The organism is Kitasatospora sp. NPDC087861 (assembly GCF_044742585.1).
Lineage (GTDB): Bacteria > Actinomycetota > Actinomycetes > Streptomycetales > Streptomycetaceae > Kitasatospora.
Map to the genome: position 1 here is coordinate 189,147 of NZ_JBIUUS010000004.1, position 16,441 is coordinate 205,587.

Sequence of the window (16,441 nt, forward strand, 5' to 3'; positions counted from 1 at the left end):
GCCGTCCGCCTGGTCGCCGGTCCGGGCGACGCACCCGGGTGGATCAGGAGGCACGGGATGGGGCACGACACGGTGGAGACACCCGACCTGTCGTTCGGTCGGCACGGGGAGCCGGGTCGGGGCACCCCGTACGCCCGCTACGTGTGCCTGGACGAGCTGCACAGCCTGCAGCGTCCGCAGAGCAAGGAGCCGGCCGAACTGTCGTTCATCATCACCACGCAGGTGATGGAGCTGCTGTTCGACCTGCTGCGGCACGAGTGGACGCTCGCCCAGCGGGCGCTGCGCGAGGACGACCTGCCCGCCGCGCTGGCCGCGCTGCGGCGCGGCACCCAGGCGCAGGACGTGCTGGTGAAGTCCTGGGACCTGCTGGCCACCATGACGCCGCAGGAGTTCAACGCCTTCCGCTCGGCGTTCGGCCAGGCCTCCGGCTTCCAGTCCTCGGCCTTCCTGCACCTGGAGTTCCTGCTCGGCAACAAGAACGCCGCGCTGCTGACGATGTACGACGGGATGCCGCAGACCCAGGCCGAGCTGGCCGAGGCGCTGCGCTCCCCCGGCCTGTACGACGACGCACTGGCCCTGCTGGCCCGCCGCGGCCTGCCGCTGCGCCCGGAGCCCTCCGAGCAGCGCTACCGCGCCGACGAGGAGGTCGCCGAGGCCTGGCGCCTGGTCTACACCGACCCGGAGTACGCCGCCCTGCAGCCGCTCGGCGAGGCGCTGCTGGACGTCGCCGAGCGGGTCACCCACTGGCGCCAGCGCCACCTGTCCGCGGTCAAGCGGACCATGGGCGGCAAGCCCGGCTCGGGCGGCTCCAGCGGCCTGAGCTGGCTGCGCAAGTCCGCCGAGCAGGACGTGTTCCCGGAGCTGTGGACGATCCGGGACGAGCTGTGAACGAGGGGATCGGCATGATCACGCGCGAGGAGTGCGCGGCGCTGGACGCCGTCGACCCGCTGGCGGCGTTCCGCAAGGAGTTCGCCCTGCCGGAGGGGGTGGTCTACCTGGACGGGAACTCGCTCGGCGCGCTGCCGGTGCGGACCCCGGAGCGGGTGCGGCAGGTGGTCGAGGAGGAGTGGGGCCGGGAGCTGATCCGCAGCTGGAACGACGCCGGGTGGTTCGAGCAGCCGTACCGGCTGGGACGGCGGATCGCCCCGCTGATCGGCGCCGAGCCGGAGGAGGTGGTGGTCTGCGACACCACCTCGGTGAACCTGTTCAAGGTGCTGGTCGCCGCCCTGCGGCTGCGCCCGGGGCGGCGCACCGTGCTGGGCGACGGCGAGGCGTTCCCGACCGACCTGTACATCGCCGAGGGCGCCACCGGCCTGGTCGAGGGCGCGCGCAGCGTGCTGATCCGGCCGGAGGAGCTGGACCGGCACCTGGACGGCGACGTCGCCGCGGTGGTCCTCTCACAGGTGGACTACCGCACCGGCGAGCTGCTGGACCTGCCCGGGATCACCGCCCGGGTGCAGGCCGCGGGCGCGCTGATGATCTGGGACGTCTGCCACTCGGTGGGCGCGCTGCCGGTCGAACTCGGCGCGGCGGGCGTGGACTTCGCGATCGGCTGCACCTACAAGTACCTGAACGGCGGGCCCGGCTCACCGGCCTTCCTGTACGTCGCCGGAAGGCATCTGGCGGCCGGTCCGCGGCAGCCGCTGAGCGGCTGGTTCGGGCACGCCCGCCCGTTCGCCTTCGAGCCCGGGTACGACCCGAAGCCGGGCGTCGGACGCTTCCTGACCAGCTCGCCCTCGCTGCTCGGCCAGGCCGCGCTGGGCGCCAGTCTGGACGTCTGGGAGCGGGCCGACCTGGCCGCCGTCCGGGCGAAGAGCCTGGCGCTGACCGACCTGTTCATCGGCCTGGTCGAGGGCCTGGACGGGATCGAGGTGGCGACCCCGCGCGAGCACGCCCGACGGGGCAGCCAGGTCGCGCTGCGGCACGCCGACGGCTATCCGGTGGTGCAGGCGTTGATCGAGCGCGGCGTGATCGGGGACTTCCGCGCACCGGACCTCATGCGGTTCGGCTTCACCCCGCTGTACCTGTCGTACACCGAGGTCTGGGACGCGGCCCGGCAGCTGGCCGAGGTGCTGACGAGCGGCGAGTGGCGGGCGGAGCGGTTCTCCCGCCGGGGTGAGGTGACGTAGCCGGAGCCTTCCGGGGTGCGGCGCCGGGGGTGCTCCTCGCCGTTAATAATGTGCAGCATTGACGTTGCGGGCATGGCGAGGACATCGGCGGGCCACGAGACCCGCGAGCGGCTGCTGCGGGCGGCGGAGGAACTGTTCGCCACCCGAGGCGTGGAAGCCGCCCTGACCAGGGACATCACCCGACTGGCCGGACAGAGCAACCCGTCCGCCGTGCAGTACCACTTCGGCTCCCGCGAGGGCCTGCTCGACGCGATCATGGCCGGCCGCCAGGAACGCACCGAGCAGGCCCTCGCGCCGCGCCTGCCCGCACTCGCGGACGCGGACCTGCCCGGGCTGCTCGACGCCCTGGTCGCGGCCGAGGCCACCGAACTGCACACCGACCAGGGCCGGCGCTGCCTGCGGATCTCCGCCCAGGTCAGCCACAGCAGCGGGGTCCGCACCCGGACCCCGCACCCCACGCTGGCGGGCGGCGGCTACTGGCGGCTGATCGAACTGGTCGAGGACCGGATCGCCGCGCTGCCGGAGCCGATCCGGCTGGAGCGGATCGACCTGGCCCTCACCCTGATCGGCGTGGCCCTGGCCGACCGGGCGCAGCAGCACCTCACCGGGTCCACCCCGCTGACCGACGAGGAGACCTTCCTCGCCGACCTGGTGACGATGTCCGCCGCCATGCTCTCCGCCCCCACCCCCCAGAGGAGCGCGTCATGAACGACCTGACCGGCAAGACCGTCATCATCACCGGCGGCGCCCGAGGCCTGGGCGCCGAGGCCGCCCGGCTCGCCGTCGCGGCCGGCGGCAGCGTGGTGATCACCGACGTCCTGGCGGACGACGGCAAGGCCACCGCCGCCGAACTCGGCGACCGGGCACGGTTCGTACGGCACGACGTGACCTCGGAGCAGGACTGGCGGCGCGTGGTGGACTTCGCGGTGGCGGAGTTCGGCGCGGTCGAGCTGGGCACCGAGCGGATCCGGGTCAACTCGGTCCACCCGGGCATGACCTACACCCCGATGGGCCGGGTCGGCGAGGCGCCCGAGATCGCCACCGCCGTGGTCTACCTGCTCTCCGACGACGCCTCCTACGTCACCGGCGCCGAGCTCGCGGTGGACGGCGGCTGGACCACCGGCCCGACCGTCACGTACGTCATGGGGCAGTGACGCAGGTCATGCCCAGGTAAAGTTCGACCCTCATCATCGTTGGGAAAACTCCCCGCTGACTGTCCGTCAACACCAAGGGGAGGCTTGCGTGAACATCGAACTCGGACCGCTCCAGCCCGAACCCTTCATGCTGGCCCTCGGGTTGACCCTGTTCTTCCTGGTCATGTGGACCCTCGGCCACGGCCTCCTCCCGCGCATCGAGCGAGTGAAGGCCGAGCGGTGGGACGCGACCGAGGGCCGCACCGAACGCGCGGAGGCCGTCCGCGCCGAGGCCGAGGCCGCCCACGACGCCGGCCGGCAGGAGCTCGCACAGGCCAGGCACGAGGCGTCCCGGATCCGGCAGGAGTACGCCGAGCAGGGCGCGGCCGCCGTCGCCGATGCCCGCGCGGAGGGCATCCGCGACCGGGACCGGCTGGTCTCCGCCTCGCACACGCGGATCGCCGCCGACCGGGCCGAGGCCGCCGACCGACTCCGGCAGGACGTGGGCGAGTTGGCCGTCACGCTGGCCGGCCGGGTGGTCGGCGAGCCGGTGCACACCGTCGCCGCCGACCGCCGCACGGTGGACCGCTTCTTCGACTCCCACTGAGCCGCCTCCGGCCCCTCGCCCACCTTGGGCTCTAGCGGTCGTTGCAACACCCCAGCACGGCGCAGGCCGCCCGGTCGGGGTCGACGACGCGGGCGGCCTGGGCCGTTGTTCGCTGCTTCCTGGGGCCCTAGCCGTGGCGGCCGCGACGGCGGGCGGCCAGGACGGCGAGGCCACCGAGGCCGAGCAGGCCGACGCCGGCCAGGCCGAAGACCACCGGGGCGCTGCCCGCACCCGTGGAGGGCAACTCACCGCCGTGACCGGGGTGGTGGCTGGTCGGGTGACCGGTGGGGTGGTGGCTGGTCGGGTGGTGGCTGGTCGGGTGACCGGAGCTGGACGGACTGGCCGAGGGCGAGGTGGAGCTCGCGGTCGGGGACGGCGTCGGGGAGGAGGAGGGCGACGACGACGGTGACGACGAGGGGGAGGACGACGGGGAGGAGGACGGCGAGGAGGACGGCGAGGTCGACGGCGACGGGCTCGGCGACACCTTGCAGTCCGGCAGGTCCCCGTCGAACGGGTAGCTGTGGATCTCGTAGCCGCCGGTGCCGGTGTGGATCAGGTTGCCCGCGAGGTACACCCGGCCGTCCATGCCCGGCTGGGAGATGGTCGTGGTGCCGCCCGGGTTCCCGGCCATGACCGAGCCCTGGAACTGGGCACTGCCGCGGATCTCGGCCGAGGTCGCGGTGGGGAAGTTCCACATCAGTTTGGAGCGCATCGCGGTGGTCTGGTCGCCGGGCAGCCCCGTGCCCGTGTAGGTGTTGATGACCGGGCTGTCCCCGAGCATGTTCACCACGACGGTGGCCCCGGCCGGGATGTTGTTGAAGACCAGTCCGATCTGCCCGCCGCTCGGCGAGGCGAGGTTCCGGGTGACGTTGAAGACCTGCTTCCTGCTGGTCCCGTCACCGGTGAAGGTCGCCTCGCTGTTGGTGACGTTGACCGTGCCGGTCGCGGTGGCCCGGCCGACGCAGTCGGAGACCTCCTCGATCTGGGTGAGCACCTCCTGGTACGGCGCGGCGGCGTTCGGGTCCTGGATCGACCGGCCGGTGGGGTCGATGTTGACCGTGCCGGAGACACTGCCGGCGTGCCGCAGGTTGCCGAAGGCCTGGCCCTTGGAGTCGCTGCCGCCGATCAGGATCCGGTTGCCGCTCCTGACGTCGACCCTGCCGCCGGTGGTCACGAAGTCGCTGCCGTTGGGCGGCACGACGCGCGAACCGACGCCCACGACACCCATGTTGTAGGCGCCGCCGCCCTGGCTCTTGTCGACGGTCAGGTTCCCCAGCGCGACGATCTTGCCCTCGGCCTCGGCGGCGCGGCCGGTCACCGTGTAGTCGCCGCCGGTGAAGACGTTGATGCTGGCGTCCCGGCCGGTGAAGTCGCCGTTGTTCGGCGGCGGCCAGGTGGCCGGGCAGTCAGGCCCCGTACAGGCACCCAGCGGCGGTGCCAGTGGCGCGGCCGAACCGACCGTCAGCACGGCGGCCATCGGCAGCGCGGCGACGGCGGTCGCCACGGCGACCCGGACGGCCCGGCGGCCACGGGTGGCTGGTGTTCTGTTCACGGCGGTCGTTCTGTGATCCGGCGTACCGGTGCCCTGACCCATCGACACATTCCTCCGCGCATAGGAAAAGGAGCAGGCGCGCAAAACCTGCTAATTCGTACTATCTGCTGGCGATCTCACAGATCCGGCACATCAAACCTCACACCGGACGATTCCTACCCTGCAGATCCTCAGATCGGATTCGAAAACCAACCGAACGGCGCAGCGGCCGTCTCCACCCGACCCGGCCCCGGGCGGCGGCCGCGCCGGTTAGGTTGGGGGAATGACCTCCGAGGCCCAGGACCAGAGCACGCCGCTCGTCGCCGTCGCGCCCGCCGACGCCGTGCTGCGGCACCCCGAGGCGGGCGAGCACCTGCTCACCCCCGTCGAGCGCGAGCGCGCCGCGCGCTTCCGGCACGAGTCCGGGCGGATCGACTTCACCGCCGGCCACGTGCTGGTCCGGCTCTGCGCCGCCCGGCTGCTCGGGGTCCCGGCCGCCGCGGTCACGCTCGCCCAGCAGTGCCCGGACTGCGGCCTGGCGGACCACGGCAAGCCGTACCTGCCGGACCACCCCGGGGTGCACGTGAGCCTGTCCCACACCCGGGGCGTGGTCGCGGCCGGGGCCGGATTCCAGCCGGTCGGCGTGGACGTCGAGCTGGCCGCCCGCGGCGGATCGCTGGGCGCGGTCGCCCGCCGGGTGCTCTCCCCCGCCGAGCTGCGCCTGGTCGAGGCGGCGGCGGAGCCGGACCGGGCGTTCCTGCGGCTGTGGGTGCGCAAGGAGTCGCTGATCAAGATCGGGCGGGCCACCCTGGACACCCTGGCGTCCGTCGACCTCTCCGCCCTGCCCCTGGACGTCCCGCCCGGCGCCCCGCTGCGCAGCCGCCACCAGGACCTGCACCTGCTCGACTGGACCGACCCGGAGTACGGCGCCGCCGTCGCGGCGGTCAGCACCGCCGCGCCGCGGATCATCCAGCTGACCACGGCGGACTGAGCAGGTCGGGGCGGGCAGGACGGGACGGGGCGGGCGGCAGGCCGCCGGATAAGCGGTGTTAGCGTGCCTGGTCGCGGGCGCGTCGTCACCGGACGCCCGCCGAACCAGCTGCCCACCGCCGGATTAAGGGTGTCCCCGCCATGGCCAAGTTCCTGCTGAGCCTGCACGTCCTCGTGTCGGTCCTGTTCATAGGCCCGGTCGCGGTGGCCGTCAGCATGTTCCCGCGCCGGGCCAAGGCCGCGCTGTCCGGTGGGCCGGACCAGGCCTCGGACGCGGGCGTGCTGCGGGTCCTGCACCGGATCACCCAGGTCTACGCGCTGCTGGGGGTCGCCGTGCCGGTGCTGGGCATCGGCCTGGCCCAGGTGATGGACGTGCTCGGGCAGTCCTGGGTGATCGTCTCGATGGTGCTCACCGCGATCGCCGCGCTCTCGCTGTTGCTCTTCGTGCTGCCCGGGCAGCAGGCCGCGGTGGACGCGCTCGGCCCCGACACCCCGGACGAGCAGCACGCCAAGGCCGTCCAGGGCCTGCGGCTGCTGCCGATGACGGCCGGGGTGTTCAACCTGCTGTGGGCGGTGGTCGTGGTGCTGATGGTCATCCGGCCGGGGTCGAGCACCGGCGTCTGAGCCACGCCGCCCCAACCGGCAGGCCCTCTCCCGCGGCGCGGTCCCGGTCCAGTACCGTCCTGGCCATGACGATCATGGCGGGCATGGGCAGCCCGACGGGTACCGGAGTCGGCCCCCTGCTGCGCAGCTGGCGCGAACGGCGGCAGCTCAGCCAGCTGCAACTGGCCCTGCGGGCGGACTCCTCCGCCCGGCACCTCAGCTTCGTCGAGAACGGCCGGTCCCGCCCGAGCCGGGAGCTGGTGCTGCGGCTCGCCGAACACCTGGACGTCCCGGTGCGCGAGCGCAACACCCTGCTGCTCGCCGCCGGCTACGCCCCGCACTTCCCCGAGACGCCGCTGGACGACCCCTCGATGGACGCGCTGCGCGGCGGCCTGGAGCGGCTACTCGCGGCCCACGACCCGTACCCGGCGCTGGTCGTCGACGGGAGCTTCCGGGTACTGGCGGCCAACCGCTCGCTCGGGCTGCTCCTCGACGGCGTCGCCCCGCACCTGCTGCAGCCGCCGCTCAACGCGATCAGGATCGCCCTGCACCCCGAGGGGCTGGCGCCGCGCATCGTGAACTACCCGCAGTGGCGGCGGCACCTGCTGGAGCGGATGGCGCACCGGATCGAGCTGGTCAGCGCCGAGTTGCTGCGGCGGCTGTACGAGGAGGTCCGCGGCTACCCGGAGCCGGCGGACGCCCCGGGCCCGGACGGGGAGCACGGGGACGACACCGGGCTGTTCCCGTTCGCGCTGCCGATGCGGATCCGGCACGAGGGGCGGGTGCTGTCCTTCCTCTCCACCATCGCGACCTTCAACACGCCGCTGGACGTGACCGTCTCCGAGCTGGCCATGGAGACCTTCCTCCCGGCCGACGCGGAGACGGTGCGGTTCCTGCAGGCCGCCGTGGGCCCGGAGCGCTGACCCCGGTTCAGGCGCGGTTGTCCGCGCGGCGGCCCGCACGGCCATCGGCACGGCCATCGGCACCACCGTCGGCACGGCTGTCGGCACGGCTGTCGCTCCGGCGCAGCGCGGTGAACTGCAGGACGGCGAACAGGGCCACCACCGCCGCCTGCGCCGGGATCCAGACGGCCCCGGCGGTGGTCGGCTCGAACCAGGCCGCCATCGCGACCAGGCTGAGCACCACCCAGGCCAGGTTGAGGTCGATCACCGTCTGCACGGCGAGCCGCGGCGGCCGGCGGCGGGCGGCCAGGGCGCCGACCCCGAGGGCGTAGCCGGTGAGGAAGACCCCGAGGTCGAGCAGGGTGGTCCGGCCGACCCCGAGCAGGTCGCCGACCGGGCCGGGGAAGGCCAGGTAGACCAGGCCGTTTCCGCCGGTGACCAGCGCGTCCAGGGCGAGTACGCCGCGCACCGTCCACCGCGAGAGGACGGAGCCGGGGCCGACGGGCGTGAGGGCGTTCGCGGACATGGCGGATCAGCCTCCTGACGGGGGTGGGGCCCGGCGGTCGTGGCGCCGCCCGGGTCCCACCACCCTGCCCGCCCGGGCGCCGGGCGTCGATTACCCCGCAGGTAAGGACCGGTGCAGGCAAGGGCCGGGGCGGCCTGGACGGCCGGCTCCGCCAGCTTCCTCGCCGCCGCGCCCGGGCTGCACGCGGACGCGCTGGGGGCGCTGCGGGCGGTGCGGTGACCAGGTGATCAGTGGTGCGGCGACCGAACCAGGTGATCAGTGGTGCGATGATCAGGCGGTGCGGTGATCAGGCGGTGCGGTGATCGGCTCGCCGGGGCGAGCCCGAAGAGCGCGGCGGCGTTGTCGTGGCAGACGGCGCGCAGCCACTCCTCCCCCAGGCCCAGCCCGGCCAGCGCCTCCAGCTGGTGGACGTAGCGGTACGGGATGTTGGGGAAGTCGCTGCCGAGCAGGACGCGGTCCTGGAGAGCGCGCAGGCGCGGCAGTTCGGCGCGCGGGAACGGGTCGTCGGCCTCGACGAAGTCGGTGAACGCCATGGTGGTGTCCAACCGGACGCCCGGGTGGCGCTCGGCGAGGTCGAGGAAGTCCCGGTACTCGGACATCCCGAGGTGGGCGACCACCAGGACCAGCCCCGGGTGCCGGTCCAGCACCTCGCCGATCGGGCCGGGACCGGTGAACTTGCCCGCCACCGGCCCGGATCCGCAGTGGCTGACCACCGGGGTGCCGGTCTCGGCGAGCAATCCCCAGACCTCGTCCAGCCGGCGGTCCGTCGGGTCGTAGCCGCCGACCTGCAGGTGCGCCTTGAACACCCGGGCGCCGTCCTCGATCGCCCGCGCCACATAGGCGGGCGCCTCGGGCTCGGCGAAGAAGGTCGCGGTGTGCAGGCAGTCCGGGGTGCGGGCGGCGAAGTCGGCGGCCCAGGAGTTCAGCCACGCGGCCATGCCGGGCTTGTGCGGGTAGAGCATCGACGTGAACGCGCGGACGCCGAACTCCCGCAGCCGCCGGACGCGTTCGGCCTCGGCCTGGCGGTAGGTGATCGGCCAGGGGCGGTTGATGAGCGGGCCGGCCGCGTCGAAGTACGCCCACACCTTGTCGAGGACGCTCTTCGGCATGAAGTGGGTGTGCACGTCGACGAGGCCGGGCAGGCCGAGGGCCTGCCAGAACGACCGGACGTCTGCCGCCTCGTCCACCTCGTCCACCTCGTCCGCACTCATGCGGGCACCGGGCGGGCGCGGTCGATGATCCCGGCGGTGTCGACGCCGGACGGCAGGGTGCCGAAGGCGGCGCCGTGGTCGCCGCCGAGCCGGGTGGCGCAGAACGCGTCGGCCACCGCCGGGCTGCCGTGGCGGACCAGCAGCGAGCCCTGGAAGGCCAGCGCCATCGACTCGACCAGCCTGCGCGTCCGGTACTCCAGGTCGGTCAGGTCGGTGAGCTGCTTGCGCAGGTCCGCGACGGCCGCGTCCAGTCGGCGGTCCGCCCCGGCGGCCGCGTCGAGCTCACCGAGGAAGGCCTCGACCGTCTCCGGTCGTTTGGCCATGGCACGCAGCGCGTCCAGGGCGGCGACGTTGCCGGAGCCCTCCCAGATCGACACCAGCGGCGCCTCCCGGTAGAGCCGAGGCATCCCGGACTCCTCGACGTAACCGTTGCCGCCCAGGCACTCCAGCGCCTCGGCGGCGTGCGCCGGGCCCCGCTTGCAGACCCAGTACTTGGCCACCGCCAGGCCCAACCGCCGTACCAGCGTGGCGGTTTCGTCCCCAGCCAGGGCCAGGTCGGTGGTCTGGGCGAGCCGCATCGCGACGGCGGTGGCCGCCTCGGACTCCACCACCAGGTCGGCGAGCACGTTGCGCATCAGCGGCTGGTCCACCAGCAGCCTGCCGAACGCCCGCCGGTGCAGGGTGTGGTGAACAGCCCGGGTGGCGCCGTACCGCATGCCGGAAGCGGCGCCGATGGTGCAGTCCAGGCGGGTCATGTTGACCATCTCGATGATGGTCGCCACCCCGCGGCCCTCCTCGCCGACCAGCCAGCCGACCGCGCCGTCGTACTCCACCTCGGCGGAGGCGTTGGACTTGTTGCCGAGCTTGTCCTTGAGGCGCATCAGGTGCAGGCGGTTGCGGCCGCCGTCGGGCAGGACGCGGGGCAGCAGGAAGCAGCTGAGCCCGCCCGGCGCCTGGGCGAGCGTCAGGAAGAGGTCGGACATCGGCGCCGAGGTGAACCACTTGTGGCCGGTCAGCCGGTAGGTGCCGTCCGCGTGCGGGGTCGCGGTGGTGGTGTTGGTGCGGACGTCCGAGCCGCCCTGCTTCTCCGTCATCGACATGCCGGCGATCAGCCCGCGCTTGGTGCGAGGCTCGCGCAGCCCGAAGTCGTACGTGGTGGCGGCCAGCAGCGGCTCCAGCTCGCCCGCCAGGGTGGGGTTGGCGCGCAGGGCCGGGACGGACGCGTAGGTCATCGAGATCGGGCAGGTGTGGCCGGCCTCGACCTGGCCCCAGACGAAGAACTTGGCGGCGCGGGCGGAGTGGGCGCCGGGCCGCTCGTCCCGCCAGGGTGCGGCGTGCAGGCCGTACGAGACGGCGGTGCGCATCAACTCGTGCCAGGCCGGGTGGAACTCGACCTCGTCGACGCGGTGACCGAAGCGGTCGTGAGTGCGCAGCACCGGCGGGTTCTCGTTGGCCAGCCGGCCCCACTCGGCGGCCTGCTCGGAGCCGGCCAGGCGGCCGAGTTCGCGCAGTTCGGGCTCGGCCCAGCCGGCGCCGGCCCGGTGCAGGGCGGCGAGCAGGGTCGGATCGGCGGCGGTGTCGTGTCCGTACGGCAGGGGCACCTGGTTGGTGACCTCATGCGTCGCTGTCATCGCGTCCTCCCAGGGCACGCAGGGTGAAGGAGACCAGGGCGGGGACCACGTCGGTGGTGACCGCGCTTTCGGTGGGGGCGGCCGTCTCGGTGCTTTTGGCCGTGTCGGTGGCTCCGGTGGTGCCGGTGGCTCTGGTGGGTGCGGCCGCGAGTGGGCCGGCCAGGGCCTCGCCGACCGCGCCGACCAGCGCGGCGGCGGTCAGCACCGGGTCCTGCTCGGGCAGTTCGCCGCTCGCCACGGCGGCGGTGATCTCGGTGGCGATCACGTCCCGGAACGCCCGGCGGAACACCAGGCGCTCGCCGTCCACGACCGCGTCGGCCGGTTCGACCAGCAGCGCGTACGCCAGCCGGGGCGCGCGCAGGGCGCGGGCCGCGAAGGTCTCGACGACGGCGGCGATCCGCTGCCGGGGAGTCTCCCGGAGGGCGACGGCCGCGTTGACGGCGGCCATCTCGCGGGTGACCACCCGGCGGAACAGCTGCACGGACAGCTCGGCCTTGTTGGCGAAGTGCTGGTAGAGGCTTCCGGTGGCGATCCCGGCACGGTCCGCCACGGCGGCCATGGTGCAGCCGCCGTAGCCGCGCTCGGCGAGCAGCAGGGCGGCGGCCTGCAGCACCGTCTCGCGCTGGGCATCCAGGCGGGCTTGGACGGCGGGGGTGCGTCGGTAGGCCACGGAAATATTGAAGCACTGATTCACTGCTTCGGGGAGGGGGTCGGACCGGTCCGCCGGCCCTGCCGCACGCACGAGGAGGCCGCCCCGACTGGGGGCGGCCTCCTCCTGGTGCGCTACCGGTGCGCGTGGGCCCCGCGGTTACAGCGGGCGACGCTCCAGCTTCTGGCCCTCCTCGTCGAGCGGGCCGAACGGCGGGATCTGCTGCGCCTTGGCGAGCGAACGGGCGGTGTCCTGGTCGGCCAGGCCGGCCCACTCCAGCACCTTGGCGGTCGCCTCCGCCGACTCGGCGGCCGGCAGCTTGCCGATGTTGGAGCCGTGGTTGCCGCCCGGCACGGTGTAGACGTAGCTGTCGTCACTGCCCCGACCGAGCTTGAAGGGCTTGGCGCCCCACGGGTCGTTGCCGCCGTAGACGAACATGATCCGCTCGGCGTCGCGCTTCACCCAGCGGTCGATGTCCCGCATCGCGTTCGGGTTGAAGGTGGTCGGGATCTCCTTCGGCACGTACGAGCGGGCCGAGTACAGCTCCTTGTAGTCGTAGTGCAGCACGTCCTTCAGGTACGAGACGTCGAAGAACGGCGCGCCCAGCTCGGTGGCGGCCTGGTAGTAGTACGCGGTGTACTTCGCCAGCGACTGGTCGCTGTTGCCGGTGATGCCGGACTGCGAGTCGAACCACGCGTACAGCTCGTCGTCGGTCGCGGTGGCCGCGACCGGGACCTTGGCGCAGTCCGACTCCAGGCTGTACTGCCAGAACGCCCAGATCACGTCGAGCACGCCCGCCTCGTACGCCCGGTCCGGCGTGCCGAGGGTGTTGAAGGTGGAGCCGGCGGCCTTGTTGTCGGCCACGTAGCGGGTCTCCAGGCGGTCGCGGCGCACCAGCAGCTCACGCTGGGCGGCGTTCAGCGCGGCCCGGCACTCGGGGGTGCCGACGGTGCGGAAGAAGTCGGTGTAGGCGGCGTAGTCGTTGACATCGGTGTTGTTCGGCGCCACGTACGCGATCGTGCCCGCGACGTCGTCCGGGTAGAAGCGGCGGAAGTAGGTGGAGGACATGCCGCCCTTGCTGGCGCCGGTGGAGAGCCACTCCTGCTGGTAGATCCGCTTGAGTGCGGTCACCAGCTGGTGCGAGTCGGCGGCCTGCTGGCGGATGCCGGCCTTGGACCAGTCCGCCGGGTCGGGGCGCGACGGGGTGAAGAAGCGGTACTCGATGGACACCTGGTTGCCGTCCACCAGCCGGGTCGGCTCGGTGCGGGACGGGGTGGTGCCCAGCGTGTAGCCGTTGGTGTAGAAGACGGTCGGGCGGTCGTAGCCGCGGTGCAGCACGCTGAAGCGCTGCTGGAAGGTGCCCAGCCAGGGGCGGAAGTGGTCGATCGGCTGGGTGTAGGTGGCCAGGAAGTAGCGGTGGCCGGTGGTGGTGGGCTGCTCCGCGGTGATGGTCACCCCGGGGATCGCCGCCAGGCGGTCCTTGATGTCGGCGTTCGGGTCGTCGGCGGGGCTCCGGCCGTGGGCGGCCTCGGCGGCCCCGACGCCCTGGGCACCGGCGGCCAGCGCTGGGGTCGCCAGGCCGCCGAGCGCGAGCAGCGGTATCAGCAGGACGGAAACCAATAGCCTGCGTAGCGTGGTGGTCATCAACTCTCCATCGGGTCAACGGACATGACTGCCGCCTTGTCGGCACAACTCTGCGGCGTGGGTGGTGCGGCGGCCGCCTGGTGGACGGCCGAATGGGCCACCCGCCGGTCGCGGGTGGCCCATCGGGGAACGGTGCTGGTCAGCGGGGTCGCCTCGGTTCCGGCACGGGGACGGCGGCCGGGGGCGGAGTGGTGGTCAGGAGCTCTGCGTTTGCCAGCGGGATGGTGGTGATCAGGGGCCGTGCGGCTGTCGGCGGCGGGGTGGTGATCACGGGCCGTGCGGCTGTCGGCGGCGGGGTGGTGATCACGGCCGGGACGGCGGTCAGGGCCCGACCAGGGTGCAGCCGGGCAGGGTGAGGTCGAACCGGTTGCCGGCGGCGAAACAGGCCGGGATGCCGTAGGTCTCCTGGGCGTAGCCGATGCCCTGGTGCACCGTCACCGCGCCGTTCTCGTCGACCTCACACGGGTTGTCGAGGGTGCAGGACTCGCCGCTCTCGTTGATCGTGTTGTTGACGGCGACCAGCTGACCGGTGCTCGCGTCCACCACCGGCGAGCCGGAGGTGCCGCCGATCACGTTGCAGCCGGAGGTGTAGCGGACCGAGTCCTTGAAGACCCAGTCGGCCTCGTGCAGCCGGTAGGCGAAGCCGTCGATCGAGCAGGAGTAGATCTTCTTCCAGTAGCCCGAGACGACCCGGATCGAGGCGCCCTGCGCGGGGTGGGCGGCGGAGACGGTCAGCGGGGCGATGCCGTACCGGGACTGGATCGAGGCGTAGCTGGTGTTCAGCTGGTAGATCGACACGTCGGTGTCGGTCATGGCGCCGTAGACCACCTTGGTCGCGCGCAGCGTGGCGAGCTTGCCGCCGGTGGAGCTGAGGAGGGTGAAGGTCCGGCTGGAGGGCTGGTTGAGGACCACCTCGCCGGGGCCGGGCATACCGGACTCCAGGCAGTGGCCGTTGGACAGGATGAGGGCCGGGTCGCTCGCGACCGAGCCCGGCATCCGGACCAGCGAACCGGAGCAGTTGCTGAGCGCCACCGTTCCGGCGAAGGTGACGGCGGCGAGGGGGGCCGCCTTGGTGTCCGCGGTCTGGGCGCCTTGCAACTCGGCGCCCTGGGCCTGGGCACTCTCGACCTGGATGCCCTGAGCCTGGGCGCTCTGGGCCTCGACGGAGGCGGTGGGGGCCTCCGGGGCCGCGGCCTGAGCCGGGAGGGCCCCGGCGAGGGCGGTGGCCCCGGCGACCAGGAGCGTAGCGAGCATGCCTATGAGCGGCTTCTTCATGAGAGACCTCTCGGTGTGGGGGTCCACCAAAGCTGGCGCGGACATGACCCACTGTCAAGAGTCAAGACATGCCCAAGAGACCACTCCGGCCGCAATGGCTCGTTCCAGCCCCCACCCGGGGCGAGCCATGGTCAACTCGCCTGCCAGTGACGCCGGCCGAGGCTGATCAGGCGCAGTTGCAGACGCGCGGTCGCGGCGATCCGCCGCTCCCTGGCCGGATCCGACTCCTGCGCCTCCAGCAGGGCCGACGCCGTCGAGACCATGTGGTCCACGTACAGCTCGGCGAGCATGCGCAGGTCCTGCTCGCTCCACCCACGCGAGACCGGCTGAAGCGCCAACGCCTCCCCCACCTCGGCTGCGAAACGGCCGAGTTCGGCATCGATCGCCTCGCGGACCCGTCGGACCCCGCCATGCCGCTCGCGCGCCAGGAAGCGGACGTGCGCCCGGTGCTCGCGCACGTGCCGCTCGATGACGTCCACCGCACGGTCGATCAGTTCCTCGGCGCCGCCCGCCTCGGCGAGCACCGACCGGATCATGACGTGCAGGCTCGCCAGCGACTCCTCGACCAACGCCACGCCGAGCGCGGCGAGGTCCGGGAAGTGCCGGTAGAACGCGGCCGGGGACAGCCCGGCCTCCCGGGTGACCTCGCGCACGCCCAGGCTCGCCAGGTTCTGATCGGCCAGCAGGCGCAGGCCCGCATCCAGCAACGCCCGCCGACTCTGCTGCTTCTGGGCCTGCCTGGCCCCAACGGTGTGACTCACGCCATTCAGTAAACAAGTGTTTGCCGAGATTGGCCAGTCGGGCGTAGAGTGAGGCCGAAGTCAGTGAACACTTGTCAACCGAAATCGACACCGGGCCGGTGTCGGTACCGGGCCGAGCTCGACACTGGGCTGAGCTCGACATCGGGCCGGGCTCGACGTCGGGCCGGTACTGCCACGGCCGGAGGGGCCCGCCATGATCCTGTTCTCCGCGCTGGTCGCCATGGGCGTCCTGATCGGCACCGCCGCGCACACCTCGCTCCCCGTCTTCCTCACCGCCTCCGCCGCCATCACCGCCTGGCTGCTCGCCTTCGGCGCCCGCGAGGGCCTCGCCCGGCTGCGGCAGCGCTGACCCGGCCGCTCCCCAGAGAGGACCCGCCACCGTCATGAGCACTGTCACGAACCGTCAGAGCGGCGCCCGCAGCGACGCCCACGGCGAGGCCCGCGAGGCCGACAATCTGGCCGTCGCCTCCTTCCTGCTCGGCCTCCCCGGTCTGCTCCTCTTCAACGTCGTCCTGGGGCCGCTCGCCATCACCCTCGCCACGCTGGCCCTGGTCCGCGGCACCCGGCGGCGCGGCCGTGCCGTCCTCGGACTGGCCCTGGGCATCGCCTCACTGGCGATCCTCGCCGCCACCACTGCCACCTCTCACGGGGTGCTCATGGAGTTCGGCTCCTGAGTCGGGCCGTGTCCGGCTTCCGGCGGCTCGGCTTGCGTGGCTCGGCACGCGGTGCTCGGCGCGCGCGACTCGGCTTGCGTGGCTCGGCTTGCGTGGCTCGGCTTGCGTGGTGGGGCGACCCGTCAGGCGCCCGCGCCAGAACCGGCCTTCGAACGGCTGATCCCGCCAACCCGCC

18 protein-coding genes are annotated in these 16,441 nt (G+C 72.8%); 10 read left to right on the forward strand and 8 right to left on the reverse strand.

Annotated features, from left to right (window positions below; translation table 11 throughout):
• Positions 1–57 precede the first annotated feature (57 nt).
• The 5 genes from ACIOJE_RS08145 (at position 58) to ACIOJE_RS08165 (ending at position 3,869) form a co-directional block, all read left to right on the forward strand.
• Positions 58–888, forward strand: a complete 831-nt coding sequence (locus tag ACIOJE_RS08145; protein WP_280685569.1) for a tryptophan 2,3-dioxygenase — start codon at positions 58–60, stop codon at positions 886–888.
• Between the two features lie 14 nt (positions 889–902).
• A complete protein-coding gene (gene kynU / locus ACIOJE_RS08150) occupies positions 903–2,129 on the forward strand; it encodes a kynureninase (protein WP_400774285.1) in 1,227 nt (408 codons plus the stop codon).
• A 72-nt stretch (positions 2,130–2,201) separates the two neighbouring features.
• Positions 2,202–2,837, forward strand: coding sequence for a TetR/AcrR family transcriptional regulator (locus tag ACIOJE_RS08155; protein ID WP_400774288.1), 636 nt, complete (start codon positions 2,202–2,204; stop codon positions 2,835–2,837).
• A complete protein-coding gene (locus ACIOJE_RS08160) occupies positions 2,834–3,283 on the forward strand; it encodes an SDR family oxidoreductase (RefSeq protein WP_280685566.1) in 450 nt (149 codons plus the stop codon). Before ACIOJE_RS08155 ends, ACIOJE_RS08160 begins: the two co-directional genes overlap by 4 nt.
• Before the next feature lie 88 nt (positions 3,284–3,371).
• Positions 3,372–3,869: a hypothetical protein gene (locus ACIOJE_RS08165; protein WP_400774291.1), complete on the forward strand. Its 498-nt coding sequence runs from the start codon at positions 3,372–3,374 to the stop codon at positions 3,867–3,869.
• Between the two features lie 127 nt (positions 3,870–3,996).
• Here ACIOJE_RS08165 and ACIOJE_RS08170 read toward each other — a convergent pair whose 3' ends face one another.
• Entirely contained in the window at positions 3,997–5,421 is a 1,425-nt protein-coding gene (locus ACIOJE_RS08170; protein ID WP_400774294.1) for a choice-of-anchor A family protein, read from the reverse strand.
• A 262-nt stretch (positions 5,422–5,683) separates the two neighbouring features.
• Between ACIOJE_RS08170 and ACIOJE_RS08175 the strand changes: the two genes are divergently transcribed.
• From ACIOJE_RS08175 to ACIOJE_RS08185, 3 genes are all read left to right on the forward strand, one after another.
• Complete coding sequence (locus tag ACIOJE_RS08175; RefSeq protein ID WP_400774297.1) at positions 5,684–6,391, forward strand: 4'-phosphopantetheinyl transferase family protein; 708 nt, start codon at positions 5,684–5,686, stop codon at positions 6,389–6,391.
• A 140-nt stretch (positions 6,392–6,531) separates the two neighbouring features.
• Positions 6,532–7,014 carry a DUF2269 family protein gene (locus ACIOJE_RS08180; protein ID WP_280685562.1) on the forward strand — a complete coding sequence of 161 codons (483 nt, stop codon included), beginning with the start codon at positions 6,532–6,534 and terminating at the stop codon, positions 7,012–7,014.
• A 65-nt stretch (positions 7,015–7,079) separates the two neighbouring features.
• Positions 7,080–7,916: a helix-turn-helix domain-containing protein gene (locus ACIOJE_RS08185; RefSeq protein ID WP_400774300.1), complete on the forward strand. Its 837-nt coding sequence runs from the start codon at positions 7,080–7,082 to the stop codon at positions 7,914–7,916.
• A 7-nt stretch (positions 7,917–7,923) separates the two neighbouring features.
• On the opposite strand, the gene ACIOJE_RS08190 is transcribed toward ACIOJE_RS08185, so the two are convergent.
• The 7 genes from ACIOJE_RS08190 to ACIOJE_RS08220 form a co-directional block, all read right to left on the reverse strand.
• Positions 7,924–8,421, reverse strand: a complete 498-nt coding sequence (locus ACIOJE_RS08190; RefSeq protein WP_400774303.1) for a hypothetical protein — start codon at positions 8,419–8,421, stop codon at positions 7,924–7,926.
• Positions 8,422–8,648: 227 nt separating this feature from the next.
• Positions 8,649–9,632, reverse strand: a complete 984-nt coding sequence (locus ACIOJE_RS08195) for an amidohydrolase family protein (protein ID WP_400774305.1) — start codon at positions 9,630–9,632, stop codon at positions 8,649–8,651.
• Positions 9,629–11,263 (reverse strand): acyl-CoA dehydrogenase family protein, encoded by a 1,635-nt coding sequence (locus tag ACIOJE_RS08200; RefSeq protein ID WP_400774308.1) that lies wholly within the window; start codon positions 11,261–11,263, stop codon positions 9,629–9,631. The genes ACIOJE_RS08195 and ACIOJE_RS08200 overlap by 4 nt, the downstream gene beginning before the upstream one ends.
• A complete protein-coding gene (locus ACIOJE_RS08205; protein WP_400774310.1) occupies positions 11,247–11,933 on the reverse strand; it encodes a TetR/AcrR family transcriptional regulator in 687 nt (228 codons plus the stop codon). The genes ACIOJE_RS08200 and ACIOJE_RS08205 overlap by 17 nt, the downstream gene beginning before the upstream one ends.
• 138 nt (positions 11,934–12,071) lie before the next feature.
• Positions 12,072–13,556, reverse strand: a complete 1,485-nt coding sequence (locus ACIOJE_RS08210) for a S28 family serine protease (RefSeq protein WP_280685557.1) — start codon at positions 13,554–13,556, stop codon at positions 12,072–12,074.
• A 321-nt stretch (positions 13,557–13,877) separates the two neighbouring features.
• Positions 13,878–14,831: a serine protease gene (locus tag ACIOJE_RS08215; protein ID WP_400774314.1), complete on the reverse strand. Its 954-nt coding sequence runs from the start codon at positions 14,829–14,831 to the stop codon at positions 13,878–13,880.
• 131 nt (positions 14,832–14,962) lie between these two features.
• Positions 14,963–15,592 carry a TetR family transcriptional regulator gene (locus tag ACIOJE_RS08220; RefSeq protein ID WP_280685555.1) on the reverse strand — a complete coding sequence of 210 codons (630 nt, stop codon included), beginning with the start codon at positions 15,590–15,592 and terminating at the stop codon, positions 14,963–14,965.
• A gap of 193 nt (positions 15,593–15,785) precedes the next feature.
• Between ACIOJE_RS08220 and ACIOJE_RS08225 the strand changes: the two genes are divergently transcribed.
• Entirely contained in the window at positions 15,786–15,941 is a 156-nt protein-coding gene (locus tag ACIOJE_RS08225) for a hypothetical protein (protein ID WP_280685554.1), read from the forward strand.
• A 34-nt stretch (positions 15,942–15,975) separates the two neighbouring features.
• Complete coding sequence (locus tag ACIOJE_RS08230; protein ID WP_280685553.1) at positions 15,976–16,266, forward strand: DUF4190 domain-containing protein; 291 nt, start codon at positions 15,976–15,978, stop codon at positions 16,264–16,266.
• Positions 16,267–16,441 lie beyond the last annotated feature (175 nt).

Excerpts from the sequence above, each read along its gene's own strand:
- ACIOJE_RS08195 (WP_400774305.1), bottom strand. The coding sequence starts at position 9,632 with ATGAGTGCGGACGAGGTGGACGAGGTGGACGAGGCGGCAGACGTCCGG.
- ACIOJE_RS08200 (WP_400774308.1), bottom strand. The coding sequence starts at position 11,263 with ATGACAGCGACGCATGAGGTCACCAACCAGGTGCCCCTGCCGTACGGA.
- ACIOJE_RS08145 (WP_280685569.1), top strand. The coding sequence starts at position 58 with ATGGGGCACGACACGGTGGAGACACCCGACCTGTCGTTCGGTCGGCAC.
- ACIOJE_RS08175 (WP_400774297.1), top strand. The coding sequence starts at position 5,684 with ATGACCTCCGAGGCCCAGGACCAGAGCACGCCGCTCGTCGCCGTCGCG.
- ACIOJE_RS08225 (WP_280685554.1), top strand. The coding sequence starts at position 15,786 with ATGATCCTGTTCTCCGCGCTGGTCGCCATGGGCGTCCTGATCGGCACC.
- ACIOJE_RS08190 (WP_400774303.1), bottom strand. The coding sequence starts at position 8,421 with ATGTCCGCGAACGCCCTCACGCCCGTCGGCCCCGGCTCCGTCCTCTCG.
- kynU (WP_400774285.1), top strand. The coding sequence starts at position 903 with ATGATCACGCGCGAGGAGTGCGCGGCGCTGGACGCCGTCGACCCGCTG.
- ACIOJE_RS08210 (WP_280685557.1), bottom strand. The coding sequence starts at position 13,556 with ATGACCACCACGCTACGCAGGCTATTGGTTTCCGTCCTGCTGATACCG.
- ACIOJE_RS08160 (WP_280685566.1), top strand. The coding sequence starts at position 2,834 with ATGAACGACCTGACCGGCAAGACCGTCATCATCACCGGCGGCGCCCGA.
- ACIOJE_RS08185 (WP_400774300.1), top strand. The coding sequence starts at position 7,080 with ATGACGATCATGGCGGGCATGGGCAGCCCGACGGGTACCGGAGTCGGC.
- ACIOJE_RS08180 (WP_280685562.1), top strand. The coding sequence starts at position 6,532 with ATGGCCAAGTTCCTGCTGAGCCTGCACGTCCTCGTGTCGGTCCTGTTC.
- ACIOJE_RS08155 (WP_400774288.1), top strand. The coding sequence starts at position 2,202 with ATGGCGAGGACATCGGCGGGCCACGAGACCCGCGAGCGGCTGCTGCGG.
- ACIOJE_RS08230 (WP_280685553.1), top strand. The coding sequence starts at position 15,976 with ATGAGCACTGTCACGAACCGTCAGAGCGGCGCCCGCAGCGACGCCCAC.
- ACIOJE_RS08215 (WP_400774314.1), bottom strand. The coding sequence starts at position 14,831 with ATGAAGAAGCCGCTCATAGGCATGCTCGCTACGCTCCTGGTCGCCGGG.